This window comes from uncultured Virgibacillus sp. (genome assembly GCF_947495635.1).
In the GTDB taxonomy this organism is placed as follows: domain Bacteria; phylum Bacillota; class Bacilli; order Bacillales; family Amphibacillaceae; genus Virgibacillus; species Virgibacillus salarius.
Genome location: NZ_CANMAB010000029.1, coordinates 1 through 22075 on the forward strand (window position 1 = coordinate 1; position 22075 = coordinate 22075).

The window sequence follows — 22075 nt, forward strand, 5'->3', positions numbered from 1 at the left end:
CCCACGGAAAGGGAAGTGGGCAGCCGGAGTGGTGGTCAAGCAGTAGCTATTATTCCATAATAGCTACTAGAGGAAGCATAAATCTGAGCATTTAGTTGATACGGACTGAGCGAATTTTGCTCCGTTTTTCTTATGATGGATTCCATAAACACCTGTTTTTATTGGAACAGGAGACTTCACTAAAAGCAAAAGTGTAATCTTTAACGATAGAATAAAAATATGTAGTAAAGGAGATAGTAAAAAGAAAAACAGGTGGGGTAATATGAAAAAATACATGATGCTGACAGTCCTTGTTTTTCTGATTGTTTCTTTTGATATGTTGCCATCCGTTTCAGCGAATGGCTATGGCTGGGGGTATAAGAAGAATAGTGATCATAAGCTCCCTGATATCGGTGAATATCAAGACATGCTTAAAAAATATGGTGCTTATTATGCAGATAACACTGGAGAAAAAACAATTTATCTGACATTTGATAATGGTTATGAACAGGGATACACAGATAATATATTAAATGTATTAAAAAAACAACAAGTACCAGCAACGTTTTTTGTAACGGGTCACTATGTGGAAAGCGAACCAGACTTAGTAAAGCGTATGGTTGATGAGGGACATATCGTAGGAAATCATTCCTATCATCATCCTGATTTCTCTATTATGGATAAAGAGGCAATTAAAGAAGAACTGGAAACATTGGAAGATGCAGTAGCTGAAGTATCTGATCAGAAAGAAATAAAATATCTCCGACCTCCAAGAGGTATGTTTAACGAGAATACATTAAAATGGTCGAAAGAACTAGGCTATATTCATATTTTTTGGTCGTTGGCATTCAAGGACTGGGAGACAAAGAAGCAAAAGGGCTGGAAGTATGCATTCGAACAGACGATGGATCAGGTACATCCTGGTGCAATTATTTTATTGCATACGGTTTCATCGGATAATGCTGAAGCACTTGATCGTATAATTACCGAATTAAAAAAGCAAGGATATCGCTTTAAAAGTTTGGATGATCTTGTCCTAAAGGATCAATTACCAAAAGCAATCTATGGGCTATAAGTCAGCTTAAATAGATATTCTATAAAATACAGTGAATAGAAATGCGAACGTCGGTAGAGAGTAACAGAGGCGATGCTTCGTCGTTAGTAAAGTTACTCAAAGGAGCCTGAACCATTACCCACGAAAATCAGCTGCTTAGAAGAAAGCTGAGACAGACGTTCTATATAAAAATAATAAGATTAGTGGGTAAGGTCATCGACGGGTGATCTTATCCACTCACTAATTAATGTTTCACTTTATCATTGACTTTTGAGGTAGTTATTTTTGTTCCTACTCAAATCGTAACTTAATAATGTTTTATTTATAATTTTCCAAACTTTTGATATACTGATGAAAAGCATACAAGGAGTTGGACATTATGAATAAAGAAGATCTGATTGCTCCATATAATTATAATATTGTCATGGAAATGGAACGTCATGCAAATGACCCAACTAAAGTTGCCTTGATTTGGGAAAATGAAGGTGGAGTTCATAAGGAAATTACATACAGTGAATTAATGCGGAATGTAAATAAAATTGGAAACGCTTTCTTAGAAAGTGGCTTGCAAAAAGGAGACAAAATTCTTGTGATGATACCTCGCTTGGTAAAAGCGTATGAGGTCTATTTAGCAGCTCTTAAAACAGGAATCATTATTATTCCAAGCTCAGAAATGCTGAAGACAAAGGACTTACAGTATCGTGTTACACATGGAGGGGTTCGTGGAGTTGTAAGTTATTATCCGTATGTTGAACAATATTATGGTATTAGCGAATATGATCAGTTACAAAAAATTGTAATTGGTGAGCCTGTGGATGGTTGGCTTTTTCTTGAAGGATTAATGGAAGATGCATCAGATCAATTAGAATTGGCATTAACCTGTAAAGATGATATTGCGTTTTTACCGTATACGTCAGGAACAACTGGCAATCCCAAAGGTGTAGTGCATACACATGGCTGGGGATATGCTCATCTGAAAACAGCTGCAAAAAACTGGTTAGCAATAAACGAAGGAGATAAGGTTTGGGCAACAGCTGGTCCAGGATGGCAGAAATGGGTTTGGAGCCCATTATTATCTGTGTTAGGTTCAGGAGCAACAGGATTTATTTATCATGGAAAATTTGACGCGGAAAAATATCTACAGTTACTGCAGGAACAAGAAATTAATGTACTTTGCTGCACACCTACGGAATACCGAATCATGGCGAAACTCGACAATTTGGAAGAATACGAGCTTCCTGCCTTACATAGTGCTGTTTCGGCTGGTGAGCCATTGAATGTGGAGGTAATCAATACATTTCAGCATTATTTTAATGTAACGGTTCGTGATGGGTATGGACAAACGGAGAACACATTACTACTTGGATTTATGAAGAATATGGATGTGAGACCAGGATCAATGGGAAAACCAACTCCGGGTAATGAGGTCGATATTATTGATGAAAATGGTATTCCCGTTCAAGTTGGGGAGATTGGCGATATTGCAGTAAAGCTCGATTGCCCAGCCTTGTTTCGAGAGTATTATCAAGATACAGAACGGACTTCTATGTCAAGACGTGGCGATTACTATGTGACAGGAGATCAGGCTTCTAAGGATGAGGAAGGTTATTTCTGGTTTGAAGGAAGAAGCGATGATATCATTATTAGTTCAGGATATACAATTGGTCCTTTTGAAGTAGAGGATGCATTGGTTAAGCATCCATCTGTCCAAGAATGTGCTGTTGTAGCAAGTCCCGATGAAATACGGGGGAACATTGTAAAAGCCTTTGTGGTGTTACGTCAATCTCAAGCAATAGGATCAGAGTTAGTCAAGGAGTTGCAAGAGCATGTTAAAACTTTAACTGGTCCATATAAATATCCAAGAGAAATTGAATTTATTGATGAATTACCAAAGACTACTTCTGGGAAAACAAGAAGAGTTGAATTACGTAATCGAGAAAAATTCAAGGTAAATGAATAGAAATGGTTAAAGAGGGCTCATATGCTCTCTTTTTTGTAGTCTAGGAAATTATAAAAGGAGTCAGCTGTCCAGAAACTAGGCGATTTCACGAATCGCCCTTTGATAAGTCATCATTGACTCGCAAGCACTCTCCGCTGGCTCGCTCCAGTCGCTACGTTTCTAATCGGGTGCTTTCGCTTTTGTTCCTTCGCATAGCCATGTTTTATAAACTCATTTATGTGGGAATGTTACTAGTGAGCATCGTAAAAAAAATTAATCAAAATGCTTGAAAGTCAAAAAAGGTCAGAGTATAATAATAGTCAAAGGTCAAATATAGTCAAAGTCAAACTTTTAATGATTACAATAAACATATTTCTAAGGAGGAATGGAAATGCTTTGTCAAAACTGTAAACAAAACGAAGCTAGCATTAATGTTGCAATGAATATCAATAGTCAGCATATGCAAATGCACCTATGTAATGAATGCTTTCGTGAAATCCAAGGGCAAATGATGAATTCCAATGACTTCTTCTCACAATCCCCATTTGAACATATGAATGGTTTTCAAGCGAATGGATCTCCGAAAATGGGGACAAGAACAAAACAAAAAAACGGAAACCGAGGTAATGGATTAATTGATCAGCTTGCAAAAAACGTAACACATGCAGCAAGGGCTGGTTTGATTGATCCGGTAATCGGCAGAGATAAAGAAGTCAAACGAGTTGTTGAAACTTTAAATCGTAGAAATAAAAATAATCCCGTATTAATAGGAGAGCCTGGTGTTGGTAAAACTGCGATTGCAGAAGGCTTGGCACTTAAAATTACAGAAGGAGATGTGCCTACAAAATTAATCAATAAAGAAATTTATATGCTAGATGTGGCATCACTTGTTGCTAATACGGGTGTTCGTGGTCAATTTGAAGAACGTATGAAACAATTAATTAACGAATTACAAGAACGTCAAGATGTTATCTTATTTGTTGATGAAATACACCTATTAGTTGGAGCAGGCACTGCAGAAAGCTCGCAAATGGATGCAGGAAATATTTTAAAACCTGCACTAGCCAGAGGTGAATTACAATTAATTGGTGCTACAACATTAAAAGAATATCGTCAAATTGAGAAAGATGCGGCACTAGAACGTAGATTACAGCCCATCATTGTAAAAGAACCTTCAAGTGAAGAAGCAGTTCAGATATTACAGGGTATTAAGGATCGTTATGAGAAATTCCATGAGGTTCGTTATTCTGATGAAGCTATTCGGGCATTTGTAACACTTTCAAAACGATATATTCAAGATCGTTACTTGCCTGATAAAGCGATTGATTTGATGGATGAAGTTGGTTCACGTTTGAATCTAGCTAATGCTTCGAAAGACTCTGATACAATAAACCAACGATTAGAAGAAATTATTAAAGAGAAAGAAGAAGCTGCTGAAAGAGAAGATTATGAACGTGCTGCAAATTTAAGATATCAAGAAATACAGTTGCAAAAACAACTAGATAAAGCGAAAGATGAAGAACAAATTATCGATGTAGATATTTCCGATATTCAATTGATTGTTGAAGAAAAAACTGGGATACCTGTTACAAAGCTTCAAGCTGATGAACAAGAAAAAATGAAAAACATTGGTGAAAACCTAAGTGCAAAAGTGATTGGACAAGATGTAGCTGTAGATAAAGTTGCCAAAGCGATTCGTCGTAGTCGAGCAGGCTTAAAATCAAATTATCGACCAATTGGTTCTTTCCTTTTCGTTGGACCAACTGGTGTTGGTAAAACAGAACTAACAAAAGCCTTAGCGGAAGAATTATTTGGCTCCAGAGATTCGTTAATCCGTCTTGATATGAGTGAGTATATGGAGAAACATGCTGTATCAAAAATCATTGGTTCACCTCCAGGCTATGTAGGTCATGAAGAAGCGGGTCAATTAACGGAAAAAGTACGTCGCAACCCATACTCCATTATTCTATTAGATGAAATAGAAAAAGCACATCCAGACGTACAAAACATGTTCCTACAAATTATGGAGGACGGTCATTTAACGGATTCGCAAGGAAGAACAGTTAGCTTTAAAGAAACTGTAATTATTATGACGAGCAATGCTGGAACAGGTGTTAAAACAGTGAATGTTGGTTTTAATAGGGAGTCCCATGAATCTGTATCTACGATGGAGAATCTGGGGGCATATTTCAAACCAGAATTTCTTAACCGCTTCGATGCGATTATTCAATTTAACGAACTAACCGAAGAAAACCTAATGCAAATTGTAGATCTTATGCTTGCTGATCTACAAAAAACAATCGAAGAAAATGATCTATCGATTACGATTACAAATGAAGCTAAACAAGAATTGGTTCGACTTGGCTATGACCGCCGTTTTGGCGCAAGACCTTTACGTAGAGTAATCCAAGATAAAATCGAAGATCAATTAACAGACTTAATATTGGAAGATGATAATGTTTCCAATGTAAAAGTAGACGTCTTCGATCAAGAAATTGTAGTGCAAAAGGCGTGAGTTAGATAAATGAAAAGGGGTTGGGACAAAATACAACTTCTTTACTCATAAATACGAATAATCATGTTTGTCAATAGGAAAATCATTGAAGCACCATGAAAAATATACTTGCTTTCGCGGGCACGGCCTCAGCAGCGATATATCGCACGCAGAAAAAGGGTTCTTCTTTTTCAAGGAGTCTCATATTACGGAGCTAATGAATTAGTTTAATCAAATAAACGAGCGATAATTAATTTAAATAATTATCGCTCGTTTTTTATTGTTTCTTAACTACATTTGTCCCAGCCTTCTCTTTGCCACATTTTCTGAAGATAAGTGTGTATTTCTCTTGGCAAACCTTTTATACCCTCTATTCAGCAGGAATAGTTTCCTCATACAACTCCCATAAACTAACATCAATGCTATTCATAATTCCGCTGTTTTTGTAAGAAAATAAACCTATATTAAGTTGAAAAAGAGGATGTCTTTATGATTAAAAGTAAGCTATCAATCGGATTTATTTTTTTTATTGCACTTTTTAATGTTCATATAGTTTCCATACATAGTGAAGGATCTTCGGGTATGCAGATGCATTTTATTGATGTTGGGCAAGGAGACAGTATGCTAATAAAAACGCCAGCAAACAAACATATCTTAATCGATGGAGGTCCACCAGATGCAGGGAAACGAGTAGTGAAATATTTAAAAAAACAGGGTGTGAACAAAATTGATTTGCTTGTAGCAACACATCCTGATGTTGATCACATTGGTGGGTTGCCCTATGTGATGAAGCATATCAAGGTGGCAAAAATATTAGACTCTGGGAAGTTACACACAACACGGATGTATGCAAAATATATACAGGAAATACGAAAACAAGCTATTCCTGTGAAGGTAGCCAAACTACACGAAAAACTATTGGTTGATCCGCTGCTAAGTATCCAGGTATTAAACACATACGGTAAATCAAAAAACAATAACCAATCTTCGATTGCACTGAAGGTTAGCTATAAGGAAGTCGACTTTTTATTAATGAGTGATGTAGAAATGGAACAAGAAAAAGAAATAATGAAAAACATAGAAATAGATGCAGAAATTTTGAAAGTCGCCCATCATGGGTCGAATACAAGTACGTCCCTTAGATTTCTTAAAGCCGTGAGTCCACAAACAGCAATATTAACGTATAGTAAGGAAAATGATTATGGACATCCAGTTAACCGTGTGATAAAGAATCTTTATAAGGTAAATGCAAATATATATTCTACAGGGGCACTTGGTAATTTAGTTATTCGAACAGACGGTGAAGATTATCTCGTATTCCCAGAAAAAGAACCATTTTATAATTTAGATGCAAGTTAGCGATTTACAAATATATACAAAAATGATATCATAATGATATAGAAAGCATGGGGAAGGTGTGTATTATTATGATTCGAGAAAAACAGGCGTGGGTAATTAATGGTTTTATAGGGATTTTACTTATTGCAGCATTAGTAGCTGGAACTGTATTTAGTTTTTTCCAGCAGCAATTCGTACTAGGTGGAATCTGTCTAATTCTTGCGATAACGTTAGGTAGTGGTATTACGTTGGTTCAACCAAATCAAGCCGCAGTTGTTATTTTTCTTGGTAAATATATGGGGAGTATTCGGCGAGAAGGAATTGTAATAACTGTGCCATTTTCAGTACGAAGAACAATTTCACTGCGAGTACGAAATTTTAATAGTAAGCGTTTGAAGGTCAATGATGTGAATGGGAATCCAATTGAAATTGCTGCGGTTATCGTATTTAAAGTCGTCGATAGTGCTAAGGCAGTTTTTGATGTTGATCGTTATGAACAATTTGTTGAAATACAAAGTGAAACAGCTATTCGTGCTGTAGCTACCAAATACCCTTATGATACATTTACAGATGCTGAGCTAACATTAAGAGGTAATGCACAAGAGGTGTCTAATGAATTAACAGCAGAACTTCAGGATCGGTTAAATGTTGCTGGTGTTAAGGTAATCGAAGCCCGTCTAACACATCTTGCTTATTCAACAGAAATAGCTCAGGCGATGCTTCAACGCCAACAAGCAAGTGCGATTATTGCAGCTAGAAAGCAAATCGTAGAAGGTGCCGTAGGAATGGTTCAAGATGCTATTTTACAGCTTGAACAGGATGGTTCCGTTGAGCTCGATGATGAACGTCGTGTAGCAATGGCAAATAATCTACTTGTATCGATTGTTTCTGACCATGGCACACAGCCTGTCGTTAATACAGGAACCCTATATCAATAATTAAAAGAGGGGTAGTATGCCGAAGAAAAAGAGTTTTCCATTGCGGATAGATCCTAAGTTATATGAGATATTGCAGATTTGGGCAAAGGATGAGTTTCGCAGCGTAAATAGTCACGTAGAATATGTCTTACGAGAGGCTGCTAAAAAAGCAGGGAGATTGCCAACAAGCCAAGATAAGAAAATTGGAGAAGATTGATGAGGCTAGGATGAAAGAATTTTAACCATATAAAACCGAAACGTTATCTAAAATATTTTAATTTCGTCCCAGCTTCTTTCAGCTTGTAGAGAAACCACTGAGTTTTCTACAAGCTTTTTTTGTAGTATAGGAAATTACAAAATTGTCCCATGTGGATAAATATAGGCGTGTTGAGTCGCGTCCAGCTCACGACCATAGCATGCCTTTGCAGTTCTTGGGCACCCGTAAAGCTACGTTCTACTCATACGATAAATCCCCTTATCTTCATTAGAAAGTAGATTCAATCCAGTCTTTGAGTAATTAGTGAGAAATATTAAAAGTTAATTCCTAATTTATTTTTAGGCGAGACACCTAATTTTAAATAAATGTATTGACTAATTAAAGATTTAGTTATATGGTTAGTTACATAAGTAATGAACCAAAGAACAAGGTGATGATATGAAAAACAGTTTAGATGAAAGCAAACCTATTTTCTTGCAAATACGAGAACAGCTTGAAGATGCAATCATTAATGAGTCGATAAAGCCAGGGGAACGTGTTCCATCTACTAATGAATTTGCCAACTATTATCAAATTAATCCAGCTACTGCTGCTAAGGGAATTAATGCGCTTGTAGCTGAGGAAATTTTATTTAAACGGCGAGGTGTGGGTATGTTTGTAACAGAAGATGCTAAAGAAATTTTAATAAAAAAAAGAAAACAAACATTTTATGAAAATTACATGCTTCCATTAAAAGCGGAGGCTAAAAAGCTTAGGATAAGTCTGGAGGAATTAAGAGAAATGATAGATAAGGGGGGATACGAATGAAGATTGAAGTTCGTAAAGTAACAAAGCGATACCATCTTGATGAAGCATTAAAGAATGTCTCTTTTACTTTAAAAGGACCAAAAATTTATGGATTGTTAGGCAGAAATGGTGCAGGTAAATCGACCTTCATGGATATTTTAGCAGGGAATATCTTAGCAACTAGTGGCGAGGTATTGATTGATGGTGAAAATCCATTTGATAATCAAACGCTCAGTTCATTGGTTTGCTTAATTAAAGAAGGTAATAATTTTAAAAGGGAGTTAAAGATAAAGGAAGTTATCCGTATCTATGCTTTTTTCTACCCAGAATGGGATCAGCAGCTTGCTGAACAATTACTTCATGAATATAATCTCAAACCTCAGGCAAAGATTAAGACCTTATCAAAAGGAATGGAATCAGCTCTTGGAATAATTGTAGGTTTGGCAAGTAAAGCACCGATTACCATTTTTGATGAACCATATATCGGATTAGATGCAGCAGCACGCAAAAACTTCTATAAACAAATGTTAGAAGAATTCGAAAACGAAAAGCGGATGATTATTTTTTCGACGCATTTAATTGATGAAGTAAGTCTTATGTTTGAAGAAGTACTGATTTTACAAGAGGGACGGCTTGTACTACAAGAATCTGCTGAAGTACTTCGGGAACAAACATGTGCTGTGACGGGAAAAGTGGAGGATGTAGAAGCCTTCATTAAAGGTAAAGAAGTAATTGAAAAGAAACAGTTGGCAGGGATGATGACAGCCTACCTCTTTGGAAGTATGCAAGAGGCTGAAGAACAGGGATTAAAGGTCGAAGGAATTCCAACGCAGGAGCTGATGATCCATCTAACTGAGAAAAAGAGGGGAGCTTAATTAACCATGAATCAGTTAAAGGGACTATTATATTTCTTTTTGGTTGATATTCGTCATTCAATGATGATCTTTTGGACAGTATTATTATCCATATTAGTTGTTTGTATTGCCTTTGGTTTTTATCTCGATGCCATTGATGGGGGAATGATGACTTTTAGTTTAACGGCTCCAATTTATATATATTGTAGTATTTTAGCTTTTAACGTGGTAAAAGAATTTATCCCATTTTCTATTAAATTGGGGGCAACACGAAAGAATATTTTTATTAGCATAGGTATCTTCTTTTTCCTACTAGCTATTACAAAAGCAGTTGTTGCAAGTATTCTACAGGAAGCTATTTCATTTTTTACAAAGGTTATTGGTATTGAAGATTTCTACTTTTTACATCTTGCCTATTTTGTAAATGATACGTGGTATATACGAATAGGAATGGATGTCATGTTAATCTTTTTCTTAATGTCACTTATGTTTATGTTAGGATTGGTTTTTTATAGACATGGATTCTTAGGTGGTGGAATAAGCTTAGGTGTGGCTGCGGTTGTATTATTATTTGGTATTGCTCAGGGCTGGTTGATTGACTTTATTGTAGATCTAGTTGTGCATATTAATATGGTATACTTTCTCCAATTATTCGCAGTTGGATTACTGCTATATCTTGCCTCATTTGCCTTTTTGAAACAAATAACAATTATAAAGGTGCGATAAGGTAGGTGCCAAGCTCCACTTATATTTATAGAAAAGAAGATTCGTTCCAAGCCATCGGCTTTGCTCCGCAATGTGGCGTTCACCGCTGTCTTTCCTTCTACAGGAAATGGAGGAAAGGCAGCGATACATCGCTCTTGTTTATCAAGGAGCTATATATTTTATGAGGTAGAGTAGTGCATTGTTCGTGTAATGAATTAATCGTGTTTGTTATGTTCAATCCCTTTGTTTGACTTGTGTGAACAATGGGGGAACTGCGATAATCCTGATGAAGACGGACAATTTTAGTCTAAGCTATTGGAGAAGAAGACACGGTTTTATGTTAGTGATGTTTCTTTTTAAAACAATAAATAGCTACAGAAAGAATGATTATGATAAGGACAATCGTTGTAAAAGCAGTAGCAATTAATTGGGAGGTAACAGAACCGAGAACAAGCATTTCATGAATATAAGTTGATAAATTAACAGGACTCCACTTTATATGTGTACCAAAAACATTAGTAACAATACTTAAGATTATTGTTGTAAGGATTGTTAAAAATGCAACTAAACCTGGTGTTTGTATAATAGCATTATAAAAAATGGAAATGGTTACAACTAAAGTTAACCAAAGACCGTAATAGAATGTAACAAGTAACATAGATAAAAACTCGATTTCACCGTACAAGCTATTCGTATAATACCAGCTTGCTGTGATACCAAGAAACAAGGAAGTCCAGACAAGCAATAAAAGAGAAAACCATTTTACTAAAATAATCGAACGGTAGGAGATGGGTTTAATAAGAAGCAAATCCATTACACCATTTTTTTGTTCTCCTGCAATGGTTCCCATAGAGATTAGCACAATTAAGAGAACACCAAGACTGGAAAATTGCCCTAAACTCATTAAAAGTATGTCTTGTGGAGCGTACTCAGGAAGTTCTAACACAGTTCCATCCGGTAATCCACCGATTGATTCTAATATCTGAGGAAGATAATAATTAGAGATTGGATCCATAATTGCTAAAAGAAGGAATACGAGTGGTACCCAAATCCATTTCTTGTTTCGCCAATTCTCTAACATCTCTTTTTGAAGTAAAACCTTAGTATGCATTATTCGTTCACCACCTTCATAAACATATCCTCTAAGGACGCACGATGTAATGTGAAATTTGTGAGTGGCCATTGTTCTTTAGAGGCGATTTGCAAAATTTCCTGTCGGGCATTTTGGATATTATGTGCGGTAATCTGAATCGTATCTCTTTCTATATAAACATTTCGTACGGAGGACAAAGTAGAGATTTTATCACGATAAATTGGCAGGTTTTCATGGCATTGAATGGATATCTTGGCTGTTTGATATTTTTGACGTAGGACATGCATTTCTCCTGATTCAATAATTTCTCCCTTTTTAAGCAGCAATAATTCATCGCTAATCTCATCTGCATCGCCTAATATATGAGTAGAAAAAAGAATAGTCATCTGTTGTTTTAACTCTTCCATAAGAGAAAGAACTTCTCGACGTCCAATGGGATCTAAAGAGGAGACTGGTTCATCGAGAACTAATAGCTTTGGTCTATGAATAATTGCTTGAGCTATTCCAAGACGTTGCTTCATCCCTCCAGAATAGTTACCAATTCGTTTGTTTTTTGTATTTGCAATTCCTATTTTTTCCATTAGAAAGGTAGCTCTTTTTACTGATTCTTGCTTAGTAAAACCTTCTAGTTGCCCGCTAAATGTAAGAAATTCCATTCCGGTCATCCAATTATAAAATACAGGATATTGAGGCAAGTACCCAATAAAGCTTCTAGCATCATCGTTTTTTGGTTTGTTTGCAAATTGTATGACACCGGAAGAAGGCTTTAGAAGTCCAGTTAACATTCTTAGAATTGTGGTTTTACCAGCACCGTTCGGCCCGATTAACGCAACGCATTTTTGGGGCGTTAGTGTATAATTAACATTGTTAACAGCTAGCTTATTACTAAATTTCTTGGTTAAATTTGTGATTGTTAATAATGTCATCTATTGTTGCCTCCTCCCGAAAATAAAATATGCAATCGGTCCAATGGTATAAATGAAGATAATAATGAAGAACCACATCCATCTCGGTCCATTCGTCTTTTCGACCTTAGCCCAATCAATAATTGCAATGATTAATAATATTCCTTGTATAACTAGCAACGGAGTAATAACCGCCCAGTTTATGGATTCAAACATTTCCTGCATAGTAACCTATCTCCCTTTTTATATTGCGAGCCATACGATTCCGATCGTGATCAGGACGAACAGGATAACAATAACCCAAGAAAGTGGTCTACCCCAATTCATTGTCCAACCAATTCCAAATCGCTTCTCTAAAAAGATCGTAGGATCGTTTTTATTTACATAAAATTGTCCAAGCTTCCAGTAACGATCATCATCCTTGTCGATTACTTCTACTTGACCTTTGCTTGAAGCTTTAATCCGACTGCCTCCTTGCCCGGTTGTAATGGAAAGGATAATAGCACCGATGGTTAATCCAATACTAATAAGGATAGCTGCACGAATCATTAAAGCTTGCGGTATCGGATACATAAAAGAGAATTGTACAATCGAAAACAGAATGGTTAATAGAATGCCGCCGATAATTGTAAATGCAGACCATCTTCTACGAAATAGTATATTCTGTTGCATAGATTCATTCGGGTTTTCAGCGTTTATTTGCTGCTTAGCTTTACCAATTATTGTATTAACAAAAACGAAAATTAACGTTAAGTAAAGCTGGATAATCGGCATTGCTAACACGGTTCGGTGTGATTTTTCAGCCCAATTAGTAACTTCGCCTTGGAAATTATATTGCATCGGTATTTGTTCAGGGAATTTTGCGTAGGACATCATACTAGCTATGATAGTTGCTATTGCGATAATAATTGAAAAAAGAAACCATGCATTGGAATATCTTAATTTAGATTGGTGAAATTGGGTATGAATGTAAACCTTCTGTGATTTTTCTTGCTTCCAATTAGATAATTTTTTCAACTGTTTCATCTTTATATGGAAAACGTAATAGCTGAGAAAGCTAAGTAGAATAAATACAGAAATGACAATGGCGAGCAGAATTCCAACTGCTGATTCTTCTAAGTCAGTTATCATATCGGTAATAAGAAAAATGCCTGTAGCAAAGGCGCTTAGGAAGCTAATAGCATAAGCATATTGTTTTCTCATTTTTTTAAGCTCTGGGGTATCATACACAGTCTCTGGAATAGATACACCAAAGCTTTCTGTTTTTCTAGTCAAATATGGTACGAAGATAAAAAATATAAACATGGGCACGAGTAAAACGATTAATACTAACGTTATATTATTCATCTAGGATTCACCATCTTTCGTAAATTCTGAATAAATATGTGAACACATGTTAAGAAATTCTTCTTTATTCAAATCTCGACAGATATTCTCAGCAATAATTGGGTGTAGCTCATGCTCCACTTTCGACCTATATTGATCATCTGCTTTTGGTACCCCATCTGGGTTAATGACGACACCCTTTTGACGATGTATATGAAGAAACCCATCTTGTTTAAGTTGCTGATATGCTTTATTGACAGTATGCAAGTTAATTCCGATATCCGCTGCTAACGAGCGAACGGAGGGCAACGTGTCACCAGGACATAATTGTCTTCTAGCAATGCCTTCAATGATTTGTTGAGATAGTTGCAGGTATATTGGATCTTTAGACTCAAAATCTAGTGATATGAACACATTCCATGGCACTCCTTTATATCTGTTATATTTAATGTATAACAGATATAACTTAGTGTCAACGAAAATATAATAGGTTGAGAATCGAAATGTCTCTGAATTCGAGCAATAAGGAATATGTAAAAGTGCTGTTCGAGCTGTGTTATTGTCATCTCAAAGAAACGAGCTACTGAGATCTCGTGAAGATGGATTACTCACAGGGGGTACGGGTTTTTTGGTTGGATAGAAGTAGATATAGCTGATTGTGGAATAGAAAAGAGAACGAAGTAATTTCGTTCTCTTTTATCATATGTTTTTATATTGTTGAATAAGTTCAGCTATCAGTTTATGAATAGAATGTTGCTTCTTAATAGATAATTGTTTCAATTCAAAAATTTCCTTTTTAAATTCAGGATTCGTCATGATGTATTCAACGATTTCAACTGCTTCCTCATCAAATGAGTTAGGAGATGAACTGTAAATCCGTTTAAATTCCTTAAGTAAATCATCACGAAAGGAGTAATTTCCAACTAAATGATCTAGTGATACTTGAAATATTTCGGAAAGTTTTAGTAAAGACATGATATCTGGTGTTACCGAATTATTTTCCCATTTAGCAATAACAGAGCGAGAGATTAAAAGCTTTTCAGCGAGCTCCTTTTGCGTCCAATTATTCTGTTCACGAAGAAATTTAATATTATGTGCAATTTGTTCACGCATGCTACCACACTCGATTGGTTAAATTTAGAAAAAATGAAGCTTTAGTATCTCTCATCCTATCATGTTTATAAAACTTATAATGCTCCATTCTTGTTCTTAAAATACACATATAGTAAAATGTTCTCATATAGATCAATGGAGGGATAGTTAATGATTAGTTGCATGATACTGCACCATTTAACCATCACGAGTCTGACTAAATGTAAAATACTACGTTTTATATTTAAGGATCATGATTTTGAAATTGAAGTTAGGGGTAATAATACTGTTATGGTATTTGTCTATAATGCAGAAAAAATGGAAATATGGCAGGCGGCAATAGCATTTGAGACAACAAACATTATTGTTGGCTATGGGTTTGCGAAGGAAAAATCTGAAGCAAGGATTCAGGCTGAACAAATGATTATAACCTGGTTATCTTTCGTGGAAGAGAAGGAGTTACATCCGCAGCTTTATTATTGAATAGGACTTATGGCATAGAACGTGTGATACATAGCAAAAAAAGCTTGTAGAAATTCTACAAACTTTTTTTGTGTGCGCGGACGAACGAGTAGCACTCGTTTTTCGTGGGGAAAGCGAGCCCTTCACCGAAAATACTCTTATTCATGTTCTAGCTGGCTGAAACGAGTAATGCTTGTTTACGCACATCATCTTTGCTGCACAAACGACAATAACGCTGCCCGTGCAGTTCACGTTCTACTTTCTCTTTTCTCATACGGGAAATTCGCTTACCTTCATTAGAAAGACGGTTTATCGAATCTGTTCTAACGGATATATAACACTACGAGTAATTAAATAAAGCTGTCGAGTTCCTAGGCTCGACAGCCTGTTGAAACCTTTTAGCTTCGGTTTCCTCTCTTAGAGAGCTGATCATATATTTGATCCGCATGCTTGAATTCCTTTTGGTATAAAACCTCTTGCGTTTTAGACAAAAATTTTGCTCTCGTAGATGCACTAATCTGTTTTTTCATGGCAAATCCGTCCTTTTCTTTTTAGTATGGACAAGTAACATATATTTATACACAGAAATCAACCGACTTCTTCTTCAGTGGCTTCCTGAGGGTTTGTAGCAAACTGCTGATACGATAAATATTGTTGCTTCGTTACCACGAATAAATCATAGACTACAGCTTCAAGATTTATCATATGAAAGACTTCCTGATACGTATCGTTAGCCAATGTAACATAAGGTAATTTTGACACAGCCTTTAAGGAACGTATATTTGATTTGCGGACTTTCATGAATACACCCTCAATCGGTGAGCTAGAGAAAATATCATTGAAAAATTGTTCCTTTGCTTGTTTATTATAGCCTTTACCAAAATAAGGCTTCCCGATCCAAGTAGCTAGAAACCCATAGTTTTCCTGGATATCAAATAAATTAATAGTTCCAATTGGATTGCCATACTCGTCTAAAATAGTCCGTGAGATTAATTCTCCTCTTTCTTCTGCTTCCATTGTTTGTTTCGTAATAAAATAGTATTCATCAGTGGTATTTGCTTTGTGCCGAACATAGGGAAAAACAGCTGGATTTACTAATAACTCAAATAATACAGGCACCTCATGTAGATCTCGTGCTTTAAGCATAAAAAATACCCTCCTATTTTCAGGTGGGTATAATGAATAACCAAATGGAAATCCAGTAAGTTTGCCCACCCGCGAATTTTTAGTTAGCTTTCAACAAAAATTCGGGGTGGGAATCGAACCCACTAGAACCGGCATTGCCGGTGGCGCACCATTTGCCTTCCCTATTTAACTAGTATGATTGTCTTGCTATCGTCAACTCTTTCAATTTAAACTTTGTACGTACTATTATTTTACACTGGATTTGATTAAAATGGAATTGTTTTTTGAGAGCAAAAATCGACATACTATTAACGATAAATATGACGTAATGCTTCTGTTAAATATGGAAAGGAATAATGATATCGATGCTCTTCTAATTTATTCGAAATAACGTACTGTCCTTTAGTAATAAGTTGGGACATTTCACCAGTTGCTACATACATAATGGATGAAGGGACGGGTAACCAATATGGGCGTGCTAATGCCTTTGCTAATGTCTTCATGAACACTTTATTTTGCTTTGGATGAGGTGCTGTTACATTTACAGGACCTGCTATTGCTTCGTTATGAATACAGTAATCAATAATACGAACCACATCTTCAATATGAATCCAGGATAGCCATTGCTCACCAGTTCCTATTTTACCCCCAGCAAAAAGCTTTACAGGTAAACTCATAAGAGGAAGTGCCCCTTCTTTTCCTAGGATAACGCCGAATCGAGTATAGATCGTACGTATACCTAATTCTTCTGCTTGCTTCGCAGTTTTTTCCCATTTCACAACTACTTTTGCTAGGAAGTCATCCCCTGCTTGTGTTGTTTTTTCTGAGAACATAAGGTCGTCTGAAATACCATAGTAACCGACTGCTGAACCACTGATAAAAACATCAGGAAGCGTCGATAGTTTTTTAATAAACGTGATTAACCTCTCGGTCGTATGTATTCTACTATCCAATATTTTATTTTTTTTCGTTTCCGTCCAGTATCCAAATAGAGATTCACCAGCTAGATTAACAACTGCTTGAATAGAAGGCAACTCCTCTGGTGGGTAATGATAACCAATGAATGTTGCATCAGCTGTATTCACATACTTCTCAGGTGATCTAGTTAATACGTACGTATGGTGTTGATGAGCATGAAGATGTCTCATTAGTTCCTTTCCAACAAAGCCAGTACCGCCAGTAATTAGAATATTCATTTTGCTTCACCTTCTTCCAAATTAGTTATCTCTATTATATGCGAATATCCTATTTTTTACAGTTCATTTATTCGATCGACCGCTCCTAACAGAAAAAAGCAGATATTTGTCTGTGAAGAATGAGTAATGGACGGATAAAACAACAGGCATGCTGGTTAATGATTTGGTATGATGGAAAAAAGGGGTGCGTGATGATGAGAAAAATTACCCGAATTACGACACAAAAGAAAAATTCTCAACGTTATAATGTTTATGTAAGTGAGGGAGAAAAAGAGTCTTTTGGCTTTGGCATCGATGAAACGATTCTTATCGAATTTCAGCTTCGGAAGGGGATGGAACTGGATGAAGCTACAATAACCGAGCTCCTTAAAAAGGATATCGTTTATAAATCATATCTTCTTGCAATTAATTTCCTAAGCTATCGAATGCGTTCGAGAAAGGAAATTCATGATTACTTGCTTCAAAAAGAAGTTGAACCAGAACATATCTCGATGATCTTAGATCGGTTATCTAATGAAAATCTTATTGATGACCGGCAGTTTGCCGAGATGTTTGTTCGGACAAGGATGAATACATCATCCAAAGGACCAATGATTATAAAGAAAGAACTGATGGAGAAGGGAGTAGCTCCAAAACTTGCTGAAGAAGCAATTCAGTTATATACCTACGAAGCACAATACAAAAAGGTTATTAAATTAGTACAAAAGAAACTTCAACAGAAGAGAAAGGATTCCTTCCGCAAGCAGCTGCAAAACGTACAAGGTACCTTGCAGCAAAAAGGATTTTCACAAGATATTATCCAGACTGTATTAGATGAAAGTAGAGATGGAAAAGATGTGTCGGAAGAATGGACCGCGATTATTTATCAGGGAGAAAAACTTTTAAAAAAGCATTCGCAGAAGCTAACAGGATATGAATTGAAGCAAAAGATAAAAGAAGGCTTATATAGAAAAGGATTTACTTTTGAGTTAATTCATCAGTTTGTTGATGAATATGATAAAGAATCAGATCATTTCTAAAGCATTTTCTTTAGCAGTATGTTTCCATTTCTACTCGGTAATTGGTAGAATGATAAAGGAACGTTGAAAAAAGGATGATTACATTGGCAAACAATTATCGATATAGTGATTACTCACTGGAGCAATTAAGACAAGAAATAGGGAAATTGAAAGAAAAAGCCCAAAGAGCTGAGCAGTTAGGTAATATTTCAGAAGTAGCTGTAAACGAACGAAAAATGCAGGTGGCGCTCGCGTATACACTGAATCCTGAGGATTTTAATGAGCAAGAGACGTATGAATTAAAAAATGATCCGGGCTTTACGTTTAAAATCAATTACATGAATGGTGTGTTTGCCTGGGGCAATCGAATCAATCTTATTGGAGAACTTTATGAAAAGGAAGAGGCTATCCCAATTTCTCTATTGGGTAATAGCGTAAACAAATAAACAGTGTTTCACGGGTCTTCATAAAATAAAATATATGTAATACAAAAATGCCCAAACTAAAATGAATGATTACTGTGGGCACTGGAAATCGGAATCCGCTAAAAGAGCAATTCGGCTCATCAGGCAGATAAAACGTTCGCGCATCGTAGTAAATATTTTAGGTTTAAAGGTAAGGAGCTGACCAGGCGCAGCTCCTTTTAAATCGGACTTTCTTCCACATATAATTTGTTTTGCAGTTTTTTTTCTGAAAAGATCCAGCCCGTATAGGAACTAATTATTTCCATATTTTCGTCAATCTGTACGACTGCAATAAAGGGATAATGTCCTTTTGAGCGGTAGCGTAAATCGATAAATCGGACTTCTGTGAAGTCATCATAGTCGTTTATTTCCCAACGATATACCGGCGAAAAAGATAAAAAGGCAGAGATATTTTTATCTTCTAAAGCAATTTCCATTATTTTTGTATCTGGTAATGGTACTTTATTGAATTCATCAACAATTTCAATATGATTATTTTCAACGCTACCAACATAAAACTTTTGATCTGTTGTTATTGCCACCCGCCAATAGTTTTGTTTAATGGTAGGTGATGTCGCAATTTGCTCAACATCAGGGTAGTGTGCTTTGATCCTCTTAACGATGCTTCTTTTGTCAATATATCGTTTAATATAATAGAGAAAGATAACCGCATAGATGGTAATCCATGTATAGCCTGGATGAGCACCTAATGCCCAAGCGGCTATTCCAGCTATGTGCAAGAAGAAGATATAGGGATCAAAGGTATTAATGAACCCATGTGCTATCCATTTACTTGTGAAAGGGCGATAAGCCTGTGTACCATAAGCATTAAATATATCAACAAATACATGAATAACCACAGCTAAAGCTGTCCATAACCACAAGTGGAAGAAATTCACTTGTGGAACAAACAGATGAATAATATTTGCAATTAATATTCCCCAAATAATTACAGCGGGAATGGAGTGAGTAACTCCTCGATGGTGTCGAATATATGTCGCATTATCTTTTAATTTTAATACAGTATCAAAATCAGGGGCATGAGAACCGGCGATGGTTCCAACAAGTACTGCATTAAATAAAATAGGATCATTGTGAACTACTGGATCTAATGTAGCTAATCCTCCTAGTGCAACACCCATTACAATATGGGTACCAGTATCCATAGATCAGGCCCTCCTTAGGTTGCCTATACTGTTTTCTAGTTTTAATTTGTAAGTTTTCGGTAAAGGGCTATCGTTATGATGTATCATCAATTAAACAATTACGGATTTTGCGATTTTTGTCTGATGTTGACCTCGTAAATCGATGGAATTCGTAGATTTCATATTATTTATTGTACCATACAGGATGTGATTTTATGAGAGATAAAAAACTACAATCTATTGACATTTCAGGATTCCAGAATGATCTAATACATTGGTATCAGAACAATAAGCGTGATCTTCCCTGGCGAAAAGATAAGGATCCATATAAAATTTGGGTTTCAGAAATTATGCTACAGCAAACAAAGGTAGATACAGTTATTCCTTATTTTTATCGATTTATTGAAAAGTTTCCAACTGTCCAAGCACTTGCAGCTGCTGATCAGCAGGATGTTCTAAAAGCTTGGGAAGGGTTAGGATACTATTCCCGCGCAAGGAATTTACAAAACGCTGTTAAGGAAGTTGTAGCTTCATATGATGGAAATGTGCCGGCTAATCCAGAGGATTTAGGAGCCTTAAAAGGCGTGGGCCCGTATACCAAAGGCGCTATCCTATCGATTGCCTTTGATCAACCAGAACCTGCGGTTGATGGCAATGTAATGCGGGTTTTCTCACGGTTATTATTGATCGAGGATGATATTGCACAGCAGCGTACAAAAAAATTATTTGAGTCTTATGTGCGAGAAATGATTGATGAATCAGACCCATCCTCCTTTAATCAGGCAATTATGGAGCTTGGGGCCTTGATATGTACTCCAAAATCACCGGCATGTCTATTATGCCCAGTTCAAGAGCATTGCCAGGCATTTGCTGAGGGTAGGCAAGAAGAATTACCAATTAAAAAGAAAGCAAAGAAACAAAAAACAATACCATATGTTGTGCTCCTAATAAAAAATGAAGAAACAGATACGTTTATCATTGAAAAACGCTCTGATCAAGGATTATTAGCTAATCTTTGGCAATTTCCAATGGTACCAATAAAAGAAATAGGATGGGAACATTTGGAAAGATGGTTCTATAATGAGTACGGTATTACCCTTCAATTGCAGGAAAAGAAAGGGAAGTTAAAGCATGTTTTTTCACATATTATTTGGCAACTTGATATTTATACGGCAACAACGAATATAAGTGTTATGGATGACCACAGATTAAAGGCAGTGGATATGTGTGAGTTAGTCAATTATCCATTTCCAGTTTCCCATCAGAAAATGATGACGTATATCGGTGCTAATCAAATATCACATAATCTTGGCGAGGCTGAGACAAAAGAATGAAGAAACAACGAACGATGATTAGTTGAAATTAATTATCGTTCGTTGTTTGATCAAAATCATTCATTTAGCACCTGAAATAAGCGAGACTCCGGCGTGCCCGCGGAAGGCGAGTATAGTTTCACGGTGCAGCGATGTTACTCCTATTGATAACATGATTATTTGTATTTTGAGTAAGAAGTTGTGTTTTGTCCTAGCCTCGCCTTCTTTTATAGTGTAGGAAATTATAAAAATAGCCCATGTGGAAAAATATGGGCGTGTTGATCCGCGTCCAGCTCCAGCGCCCAGAAACTCGGCGACTTCACGCCCCTACGCTAAGTCATCAGCGGCTCGCAAACTCGCCGTGATTCCTATATCTCCATTGACTCGCTCCAGTCGCTACGATTAATACGGGCGCTTGTGCTTTTTTTATTCTTGTCGGTTATGCATTTCTTTATTAATTTCATGCAGAATGGTTAGGCCCTCAGGGTTAATATATGGTAGCAGCTGAGATAATGCATGCTGAAAGTATACTAATTCTTCCTCATTCCACTTTGTCTTACTCATCATAGATAGCTCTGTAAAGTCTCTCTTCGATGTGGTCATTATTTCAGCCTCCAAAGCAATACTTATCCTTAATATATGTATTTGTTTCGTATCTATTCAATATTGGTAA

General features: G+C 36.2%; 24 protein-coding genes. 13 read left to right on the plus strand and 11 right to left on the minus strand.

What is annotated here, in order from left to right; genetic code table 11:
• Positions 1-262: 262 nt before the first annotated feature.
• The 9 genes from pdaA to Q1A47_RS08565 all read left to right on the plus strand — a co-directional run bounded on the left by pdaA (position 263) and on the right by Q1A47_RS08565 (position 10304).
• Complete coding sequence (gene pdaA, locus Q1A47_RS08525; RefSeq protein ID WP_026679574.1) at positions 263-1054, plus strand: delta-lactam-biosynthetic de-N-acetylase; 792 nt, start codon at positions 263-265, stop codon at positions 1052-1054.
• A gap of 358 nt (positions 1055-1412) precedes the next feature.
• A complete protein-coding gene (locus tag Q1A47_RS08530) occupies positions 1413-2993 on the plus strand; it encodes an acyl-CoA synthetase MbcS (protein ID WP_026679575.1) in 1581 nt (526 codons plus the stop codon).
• 370 nt (positions 2994-3363) lie between these two features.
• Positions 3364-5487 carry an ATP-dependent Clp protease ATP-binding subunit gene (locus Q1A47_RS08535; RefSeq protein WP_026679576.1) on the plus strand — a complete coding sequence of 708 codons (2124 nt, stop codon included), beginning with the start codon at positions 3364-3366 and terminating at the stop codon, positions 5485-5487.
• A gap of 468 nt (positions 5488-5955) precedes the next feature.
• Positions 5956-6825, plus strand: coding sequence for a ComEC/Rec2 family competence protein (locus Q1A47_RS08540; protein ID WP_034678203.1), 870 nt, complete (start codon positions 5956-5958; stop codon positions 6823-6825).
• Positions 6826-6893: 68 nt separating this feature from the next.
• The gene (locus Q1A47_RS08545) at positions 6894-7742 is read left to right on the plus strand and encodes an SPFH domain-containing protein (protein ID WP_034678201.1); all 849 of its coding nucleotides are present in this window, start codon (positions 6894-6896) and stop codon (positions 7740-7742) included.
• Between the two features lie 16 nt (positions 7743-7758).
• A complete protein-coding gene (locus Q1A47_RS08550; RefSeq protein WP_026679697.1) occupies positions 7759-7938 on the plus strand; it encodes a hypothetical protein in 180 nt (59 codons plus the stop codon).
• A gap of 438 nt (positions 7939-8376) precedes the next feature.
• Positions 8377-8745, plus strand: coding sequence for a GntR family transcriptional regulator (locus tag Q1A47_RS08555; RefSeq protein WP_166530012.1), 369 nt, complete (start codon positions 8377-8379; stop codon positions 8743-8745).
• A complete protein-coding gene (locus tag Q1A47_RS08560; protein WP_166530013.1) occupies positions 8742-9599 on the plus strand; it encodes an ABC transporter ATP-binding protein in 858 nt (285 codons plus the stop codon). The genes Q1A47_RS08555 and Q1A47_RS08560 overlap by 4 nt, the downstream gene beginning before the upstream one ends.
• Before the next feature lie 6 nt (positions 9600-9605).
• Positions 9606-10304: a hypothetical protein gene (locus tag Q1A47_RS08565; RefSeq protein ID WP_166530014.1), complete on the plus strand. Its 699-nt coding sequence runs from the start codon at positions 9606-9608 to the stop codon at positions 10302-10304.
• A gap of 319 nt (positions 10305-10623) precedes the next feature.
• Here the strand turns inward: Q1A47_RS08565 and Q1A47_RS08570 are convergent, their stop codons facing one another.
• From Q1A47_RS08570 to Q1A47_RS08595, 6 genes are all read right to left on the minus strand, one after another.
• Entirely contained in the window at positions 10624-11394 is a 771-nt protein-coding gene (locus Q1A47_RS08570) for an ABC transporter permease (RefSeq protein ID WP_166530015.1), read from the minus strand.
• Entirely contained in the window at positions 11394-12302 is a 909-nt protein-coding gene (locus tag Q1A47_RS08575) for an ABC transporter ATP-binding protein (protein ID WP_166530016.1), read from the minus strand. Before Q1A47_RS08575 ends, Q1A47_RS08570 begins: the two co-directional genes overlap by 1 nt.
• Entirely contained in the window at positions 12303-12506 is a 204-nt protein-coding gene (locus tag Q1A47_RS08580; RefSeq protein WP_026679691.1) for a PLD nuclease N-terminal domain-containing protein, read from the minus strand.
• 18 nt (positions 12507-12524) lie between these two features.
• Complete coding sequence (locus tag Q1A47_RS08585; RefSeq protein ID WP_026679690.1) at positions 12525-13628, minus strand: DUF1648 domain-containing protein; 1104 nt, start codon at positions 13626-13628, stop codon at positions 12525-12527.
• Positions 13629-14021: a GntR family transcriptional regulator gene (locus Q1A47_RS08590; RefSeq protein WP_026679689.1), complete on the minus strand. Its 393-nt coding sequence runs from the start codon at positions 14019-14021 to the stop codon at positions 13629-13631.
• A 285-nt stretch (positions 14022-14306) separates the two neighbouring features.
• The gene (locus Q1A47_RS08595; protein WP_026680494.1) at positions 14307-14720 is read right to left on the minus strand and encodes a helix-turn-helix domain-containing protein; all 414 of its coding nucleotides are present in this window, start codon (positions 14718-14720) and stop codon (positions 14307-14309) included.
• Positions 14721-14990: 270 nt separating this feature from the next.
• Here Q1A47_RS08595 and Q1A47_RS08600 point away from each other — a divergent pair, with 270 nt between their 5' ends.
• Entirely contained in the window at positions 14991-15182 is a 192-nt protein-coding gene (locus Q1A47_RS08600; protein ID WP_205389671.1) for a hypothetical protein, read from the plus strand.
• A gap of 377 nt (positions 15183-15559) precedes the next feature.
• Here the strand turns inward: Q1A47_RS08600 and Q1A47_RS20875 are convergent, their stop codons facing one another.
• The 3 genes from Q1A47_RS20875 to Q1A47_RS08610 form a co-directional block, all read right to left on the minus strand.
• On the minus strand, positions 15560-15691 hold the full coding sequence (locus tag Q1A47_RS20875; protein WP_121604736.1) for a YfhE family protein: 132 nt from the start codon (positions 15689-15691) through the stop codon (positions 15560-15562).
• A gap of 58 nt (positions 15692-15749) precedes the next feature.
• Positions 15750-16307 (minus strand): GNAT family N-acetyltransferase, encoded by a 558-nt coding sequence (locus tag Q1A47_RS08605; protein ID WP_166530017.1) that lies wholly within the window; start codon positions 16305-16307, stop codon positions 15750-15752.
• A 287-nt stretch (positions 16308-16594) separates the two neighbouring features.
• On the minus strand, positions 16595-17482 hold the full coding sequence (locus Q1A47_RS08610) for a TIGR01777 family oxidoreductase (protein WP_166530018.1): 888 nt from the start codon (positions 17480-17482) through the stop codon (positions 16595-16597).
• A 194-nt stretch (positions 17483-17676) separates the two neighbouring features.
• Here Q1A47_RS08610 and recX point away from each other — a divergent pair, with 194 nt between their 5' ends.
• Positions 17677-18501, plus strand: a complete 825-nt coding sequence (gene recX / locus Q1A47_RS08615) for a recombination regulator RecX (RefSeq protein WP_166530019.1) — start codon at positions 17677-17679, stop codon at positions 18499-18501.
• An 83-nt stretch (positions 18502-18584) separates the two neighbouring features.
• Positions 18585-18926 (plus strand): YfhH family protein, encoded by a 342-nt coding sequence (locus tag Q1A47_RS08620; RefSeq protein WP_228089106.1) that lies wholly within the window; start codon positions 18585-18587, stop codon positions 18924-18926.
• A 197-nt stretch (positions 18927-19123) separates the two neighbouring features.
• Here Q1A47_RS08620 and Q1A47_RS08625 read toward each other — a convergent pair whose 3' ends face one another.
• A complete protein-coding gene (locus Q1A47_RS08625) occupies positions 19124-20110 on the minus strand; it encodes a metal-dependent hydrolase (protein WP_026680500.1) in 987 nt (328 codons plus the stop codon).
• Between the two features lie 194 nt (positions 20111-20304).
• Here Q1A47_RS08625 and mutY point away from each other — a divergent pair, with 194 nt between their 5' ends.
• A complete protein-coding gene (gene mutY / locus Q1A47_RS08630; protein ID WP_051388283.1) occupies positions 20305-21423 on the plus strand; it encodes an A/G-specific adenine glycosylase in 1119 nt (372 codons plus the stop codon).
• Positions 21424-21828: 405 nt separating this feature from the next.
• On the opposite strand, the gene Q1A47_RS08635 is transcribed toward mutY, so the two are convergent.
• Positions 21829-22005 (minus strand): hypothetical protein, encoded by a 177-nt coding sequence (locus tag Q1A47_RS08635; RefSeq protein WP_162986376.1) that lies wholly within the window; start codon positions 22003-22005, stop codon positions 21829-21831.
• Positions 22006-22075: the final 70 nt, after the last annotated feature.

Bases quoted from the DNA above. Each gene is read 5' to 3' on its own strand.
- Q1A47_RS08545 (WP_034678201.1), top strand. From the start codon at position 6,894: ATGATTCGAGAAAAACAGGCGTGGGTAATTAATGGTTTTATAGGGATT.
- Q1A47_RS08600 (WP_205389671.1), top strand. From the start codon at position 14,991: ATGGTATTTGTCTATAATGCAGAAAAAATGGAAATATGGCAGGCGGCA.
- Q1A47_RS08625 (WP_026680500.1), bottom strand. From the start codon at position 20,110: ATGGATACTGGTACCCATATTGTAATGGGTGTTGCACTAGGAGGATTA.
- Q1A47_RS08555 (WP_166530012.1), top strand. From the start codon at position 8,377: ATGAAAAACAGTTTAGATGAAAGCAAACCTATTTTCTTGCAAATACGA.
- Q1A47_RS08635 (WP_162986376.1), bottom strand. From the start codon at position 22,005: ATGACCACATCGAAGAGAGACTTTACAGAGCTATCTATGATGAGTAAG.
- Q1A47_RS20875 (WP_121604736.1), bottom strand. From the start codon at position 15,691: ATGAAAAAACAGATTAGTGCATCTACGAGAGCAAAATTTTTGTCTAAA.
- Q1A47_RS08540 (WP_034678203.1), top strand. From the start codon at position 5,956: ATGATTAAAAGTAAGCTATCAATCGGATTTATTTTTTTTATTGCACTT.
- Q1A47_RS08610 (WP_166530018.1), bottom strand. From the start codon at position 17,482: ATGAATATTCTAATTACTGGCGGTACTGGCTTTGTTGGAAAGGAACTA.
- Q1A47_RS08530 (WP_026679575.1), top strand. From the start codon at position 1,413: ATGAATAAAGAAGATCTGATTGCTCCATATAATTATAATATTGTCATG.
- Q1A47_RS08570 (WP_166530015.1), bottom strand. From the start codon at position 11,394: ATGCATACTAAGGTTTTACTTCAAAAAGAGATGTTAGAGAATTGGCGA.
- Q1A47_RS08575 (WP_166530016.1), bottom strand. From the start codon at position 12,302: ATGACATTATTAACAATCACAAATTTAACCAAGAAATTTAGTAATAAG.
- Q1A47_RS08585 (WP_026679690.1), bottom strand. From the start codon at position 13,628: ATGAATAATATAACGTTAGTATTAATCGTTTTACTCGTGCCCATGTTT.
- Q1A47_RS08550 (WP_026679697.1), top strand. From the start codon at position 7,759: ATGCCGAAGAAAAAGAGTTTTCCATTGCGGATAGATCCTAAGTTATAT.
- Q1A47_RS08605 (WP_166530017.1), bottom strand. From the start codon at position 16,307: ATGCTTAAAGCACGAGATCTACATGAGGTGCCTGTATTATTTGAGTTA.
- recX (WP_166530019.1), top strand. From the start codon at position 17,677: ATGAGAAAAATTACCCGAATTACGACACAAAAGAAAAATTCTCAACGT.
- Q1A47_RS08565 (WP_166530014.1), top strand. From the start codon at position 9,606: ATGAATCAGTTAAAGGGACTATTATATTTCTTTTTGGTTGATATTCGT.
- mutY (WP_051388283.1), top strand. From the start codon at position 20,305: ATGAGAGATAAAAAACTACAATCTATTGACATTTCAGGATTCCAGAAT.
- Q1A47_RS08580 (WP_026679691.1), bottom strand. From the start codon at position 12,506: ATGCAGGAAATGTTTGAATCCATAAACTGGGCGGTTATTACTCCGTTG.
- pdaA (WP_026679574.1), top strand. From the start codon at position 263: ATGAAAAAATACATGATGCTGACAGTCCTTGTTTTTCTGATTGTTTCT.
- Q1A47_RS08560 (WP_166530013.1), top strand. From the start codon at position 8,742: ATGAAGATTGAAGTTCGTAAAGTAACAAAGCGATACCATCTTGATGAA.
- Q1A47_RS08595 (WP_026680494.1), bottom strand. From the start codon at position 14,720: ATGCGTGAACAAATTGCACATAATATTAAATTTCTTCGTGAACAGAAT.
- Q1A47_RS08535 (WP_026679576.1), top strand. From the start codon at position 3,364: ATGCTTTGTCAAAACTGTAAACAAAACGAAGCTAGCATTAATGTTGCA.